Genomic DNA, 4,499 nt, shown 5'->3' with positions numbered 1-4,499 from the left:
CGTTCAAGGATTGCATCGAAGGCCACCGCACAGCTCCAGGAGAAGGGATGCCGGACGTGCTTACTCTGTAGGTAGAATGCTCCAATACCTACCTATCACGTCGGCTCAGGCTCTGCCTGCTCCCCTCAACCAGCTTCCACCCCCGTGAACGGTTGCGGGAGGCCTAGCAGTCACGACGGTCGCCCTCTATTCCCGCCTCAGCATGCAGAGCGCTCTCTTCCCGTTCTTTCCTGCTTCATCAACGACCTTGAAAGGGGTGCCCCTGAGAACCATGCGAGAGACGATCGAGTTTCGAGTTCCCGCGGGCCATGCGGACATGTTCCTCGAGCCAGAACTGGGGACCATGTTGGGAGACAGCGTCCGGAAGATCGTGCTGCCGATGGAGGATCCTCGCGTCAAGTTCATTGCGGACCTTGACCGTGAGTTCTTGAAGAAAGGCAGAGCGTTCTTTACGTACTCACACATCTCCAGGGACTACACGCGAAAGGAGTTGGAGGCTGCGGAGTTGCTCCAGTTGCTCATCCGTCCAACGTTTGAGCCGCCTGGTGAGATGTGCGGGACAGAGTACGACGATGCTGCGGCATGCCCTCATTGTGGAGCAGGGGCACGGCAGCTGACGGAGCTGCGCCTGGATGTGCGGCGCATCCCCAAGAAGAAGGATCTGGCAGTCACCATTGCGGGAGAAGTCGTCGTCTCCGCCCAGCTGGTCTCTGCTCTCCGCAAGCACGGCATCACCGGCGCGGAATACCTGCCGGTGAAGAACAAGACGGGGAAGCTTGCCGAGGAGTGGCGTCAGCTTGTCGTCACCTCAAAGCCGGTGGACATCGTCCCCCCCACTCGCGTGGGAGATGATCCCTTTGACCTGGACGAGCGGGGACGCCATCGGTGCCCACGCAAACATGTGCTAGGGCTCAACCGCCTCTCGGAACTATGGCTGAAACAGGCAGGGTTTGATGGAAGCGACTGGGTGCGGACACGGCAGCTCATCGGGGCTCGGCAGGGCGTGCTACGACCGAGGGAGCAACTCCTCATCTCACCTCGGCTCTACCGACTCTTGCTGAAGCTGAAAGCCAAGCGCTTCGAGATCGAAGTGGCTCACTGGGTATAGGCCTCTCCGGAGGCCCTGTCTGCGGGTTCGATTCCCGCCGCCTCCATCCCGAGAAGCCCAGCAATCTTAACGGGTTGCTGGGTTTTTCTTTGTCCTCGTTTTCATCATGTGACCTCAGTGTGCCCCTCTGGCGTCGCTAGCCCAGAACGGCGCGTGGCTGGGGGATGGGCCGATCCAGTTCCTGCACCGCGCTCTCCCGCGCCTCGGGCGACAGGTGCGCATACCTCATGGTCATCTCGATGGTGGCGTGACCCATCAACTCCTGAATGACCTTGAGAGCAACGCCCCGCATCGCGAGGTGGCTGCCGTAGGTGTGGCGGATGTCGTGCCAGCCGATGGAACCCTCCGGGCGGCTGACTCCTGCCCTACGCAGCGCCCGCAGAAGCGGGTGCTTGGTCATCCCAGCGGTGAGCGGGCGACCGTCCGGCAGGCAGAACACGTAAGCGCCGCGCAGGTGGCGGTGTGCCTTGAGTGCTTCCACCGCCGACGCGGGCAGGTCCACCGTTCTTTCCCGCCCGCCCTTGGGTAGCCCCACCACACCGCGCCAGATGGTTCGGCGCACGTTGAGCTTGCCGCGCTGCAAGTCCAGGTCTGCCCACTGGAGTCCTATCAGTTCCCCAAGCCGCAGCCCTGTCTTGAGCGCCACGAGGATCAACGTTCGCCACTCCGGCTCAGCAGCGTTGATCATGCGTTCGGCTTCCTCGAAGGTGAGGAAGTCAAAGGCGGGCTTGTCCGTCTTGAACAGCTTGACGCGCGGGACGTGTTGGAGCACGCCCTGTTCCTGGGCCAGTGCCAGCAACTTGTGCAGCACCGTCAGAACGTTGTTGATGGACTTGAGGGAGAGCAGCTTCACCGCACCGGCGCCCTTGCGCTTGAGGAGGGCCGCCCGCGTGGGGGCTTCCTTCCGTGCGCGCGCCCCCGAGGGCTTCTTACGCATGGCCGCCTTGAAGTCTTCGATCTCCGCTGGACCGATGGCATCAAGGGGCATGTTGCCGAACGCGGGGATCAGGTGATCATCCAGGATCTGCCGCTTGGTGACGACGCTGGAGTGCTTGTTGTTGTTCTCGCTGTACGTCAGGAAGCGCGGGACGAACTCCCCGAGGGTGAGAACCCGACCCACGCCGTTCTCCTTTCCGAAGGTTCCGGTCAGGAGTGCATGGCGTATCTGGCGCTCGTACTCTTCAGCCCCCCTGCGGGTGTTGATCCCCCTGCGGGTGTTGATGGGCGAGGCCTTGCGGATGCGCTCCACCCTGCCGCTGGGGTGCTGGTACTTGACGTCCACCCACCACGCCTCTTGCACCTTGCCCTCCTGGGTCTTCCACTGCCGCAGTCTGACGCTCATGACTTCGTCTCTCCGAGCGCAGGTCTGCTGTTACCGGGGCTCCACGTTAGCAGCGTGTCCCGGTGGATGCGGAGGATTCGCCCGAGCCGTGCAACGCCGGGCACCTGTTCGAGCCGGATCGCCTCGTAGAGGGTTTTCCGGTTCACCCGCAGAAGTTCGGCGGCTTCCTCCACGGTGAGAAACGCGGGCGCGGTGTTCGCAGCCAGAGGGGGCGCGCTCATGGCCGCTCCCCCTCCTGCGGCGTCGCCTGGAGTGACCAGCGACGCGCCCTGGCGTTGCTGCTGGCGTTCCTAGCGTTGTCACCGGAGCTTCTGCCAGTGTCCTCGCCGGTGTTCTCGGCGTTTCTGCCAGTGGTGTTACCGGCCAGCCAACGGCGCACGACTGCGCCACACATGGAGGGTTGCCCCTCCAGGGAGTTGATCCCACCCATCGCCCTACCCGCCCTTCACAAACTCGCCAACCTGCCCAGAACTACCCAACGCAGGAGTGACACAGCGCAGCGCCTTGTGTCCAGACGCGGGGCGAAGCGCGAGCAGTGATTGGCAAGCGTGCAGCCGGGCAACCAAGGGCCCATACGGGCGGGTGGATGGAGCGTGCGCGGTGCAGGGCAAGGTGCGGCTGAACCGTGGCGGACGCGGAGCGGTGACGGGACTTCATACGGGACTTCTACGGGACTTCTACGGGGTGCACCTCGGCGCCACCGCCGGTGCCACCGGAGCCCACGCCCGGCGCCACCGGAGCCCACCAATGGCCCCACGCCCGGTGCCACCGGAGCCCACCAACGGCCCCACGCCCGGTGCCACCATGCGCGTATCGGGGCGGGCCTGTGCGCCAGTGGAACCCGCGCGTCGAACCTCCCGCGCCCAGGCTCACCTGCTGGGCGCGTGGAGCCCTCGCGCATGAGTCGTGGCATGCGCGGTGGGCCGTGAACGGCACGCGGAAAGGACGCCGACGTCTGGAGCATGGACGGCGCCTGACTTCGAAGCGGGGGCGCTCCCCTGTCTGCTACTCTGGGGGCCTACCCGGGAGGTTCCCCCGCCTTGTTCCGACCCTTCACCCCAAGTTTTGCGCTCGCCTCCCTGCTGGTGGGCCTTACAGCGACGGTACAGGCCGCGCCCGCAGGGCGCTCCGTCGTTCTCACGGGCAAGGCTGGAGAGTCCCCGGTGCTCTACGTCGCGCCTGGCACCGTCACGGTGATTCTGCTTGGCGCTCCGATTCTGCGTGAGTCTGTCCAGGTGGAGGGCCGCGCCCGCTTCGCTGTATTCGAGGTGGGGGATGCAGGCGTGACGCTCTCGCCCGCCGTGGCACTCGGGACTGGCGAACGGCTCGCGTTGCGAGTCACCTACCGCGAGGGCTCACCCGCAAGCGTCGTGTTCCTGCTGACCGGGCAGCCGGGCACAGCGGATGGCTTGGTCAACGTGAGCCGCCCGCCGCAAACCGTCGAGGCGTGCCGCGTAGAACTGTCGGCCACGCGCGAGCGGTGCGAGGCGCAAGCCAAGGAACTGGAGGCGTTGAAGGCACGGCCCGCAGCCTTGAGCCCGGCAGCCGTGGCGCTCGCGGGCTTCGTGACCAAGAAGGGCATGAGGGGAGCAGAGTTTGAGAGAGCGTGCCTCAAGACGCGCGGGGAGGAGCTTCGCCCCGCACGGTGCTGGGGCCTCGGAGGGACAACATGGAGCGTGGTTGTCCTCGAAGTGAGCAACACCGGAGGGGAGCCGTGGGCACCCGAGTGGGCCGAAGTCACGCCCGCAGGAGGGGAACCGCGCCGCGCTCGCGCGGTCCTTTCTGGGCAAGTAACCATCCCGCCGGGCGGTGTGGTGAGCGTGGCCGTGGAAGTGGAGATGCCCGCGCGAGAGTGGGAAGCATGGCTGCGGGCGCAGCACGCGATGCGGGTGTGCAACGGTGATGGGAGCCGCTGTCTGTCCATTCCCGAGGTGACGCTGTAGCCACTGGCGAGAGGTGCGCGGCATGTTCCCGGATTTTGATCCCTTGGACTTGAAGCCCGGCCAGATGGTGAGCGACTGGCGCATTGTCCGACGTATCGGAAGGGGC

4 protein-coding genes are annotated in these 4,499 nt (G+C 65.3%); 2 read left to right on the top strand and 2 right to left on the bottom strand.

Annotated features, from left to right (window positions below):
* Window positions 1-271 precede the first annotated feature (271 nt).
* Window positions 272-1,108: a hypothetical protein gene (locus tag KY572_RS46665; protein ID WP_224250289.1), complete on the top strand. Its 837-nt coding sequence runs from the start codon at window positions 272-274 to the stop codon at window positions 1,106-1,108.
* Window positions 1,109-1,244: 136 nt separating this feature from the next.
* Here the strand turns inward: KY572_RS46665 and KY572_RS46660 are convergent, their stop codons facing one another.
* Window positions 1,245-2,450 (bottom strand): site-specific integrase, encoded by a 1,206-nt coding sequence (locus KY572_RS46660; protein WP_224250288.1) that lies wholly within the window; start codon window positions 2,448-2,450, stop codon window positions 1,245-1,247.
* Window positions 2,447-2,671 carry a helix-turn-helix domain-containing protein gene (locus KY572_RS46655; RefSeq protein WP_224250287.1) on the bottom strand — a complete coding sequence of 75 codons (225 nt, stop codon included), beginning with the start codon at window positions 2,669-2,671 and terminating at the stop codon, window positions 2,447-2,449. Before KY572_RS46655 ends, KY572_RS46660 begins: the two co-directional genes overlap by 4 nt.
* Window positions 2,672-3,490: 819 nt before the next feature.
* Between KY572_RS46655 and KY572_RS46650 the strand changes: the two genes are divergently transcribed.
* Window positions 3,491-4,393, top strand: a complete 903-nt coding sequence (locus KY572_RS46650; protein WP_224250286.1) for a DUF2381 family protein — start codon at window positions 3,491-3,493, stop codon at window positions 4,391-4,393.
* Window positions 4,394-4,499 lie beyond the last annotated feature (106 nt).

The sequence above is a fragment of the Hyalangium gracile genome (assembly GCF_020103725.1).
In the GTDB taxonomy this organism is placed as follows: domain Bacteria; phylum Myxococcota; class Myxococcia; order Myxococcales; family Myxococcaceae; genus Hyalangium; species Hyalangium gracile.
Note: the sequence above shows the minus strand (reverse complement) of the source record. Positions and strands in the feature narration are given on the sequence as shown.

Coding starts and splice junctions, on each gene's coding strand:
- KY572_RS46660 (WP_224250288.1), bottom strand. CDS start 2,450: ATGAGCGTCAGACTGCGGCAGTGGAAGACCCAGGAGGGCAAGGTGCAA.
- KY572_RS46655 (WP_224250287.1), bottom strand. CDS start 2,671: ATGAGCGCGCCCCCTCTGGCTGCGAACACCGCGCCCGCGTTTCTCACC.
- KY572_RS46665 (WP_224250289.1), top strand. CDS start 272: ATGCGAGAGACGATCGAGTTTCGAGTTCCCGCGGGCCATGCGGACATG.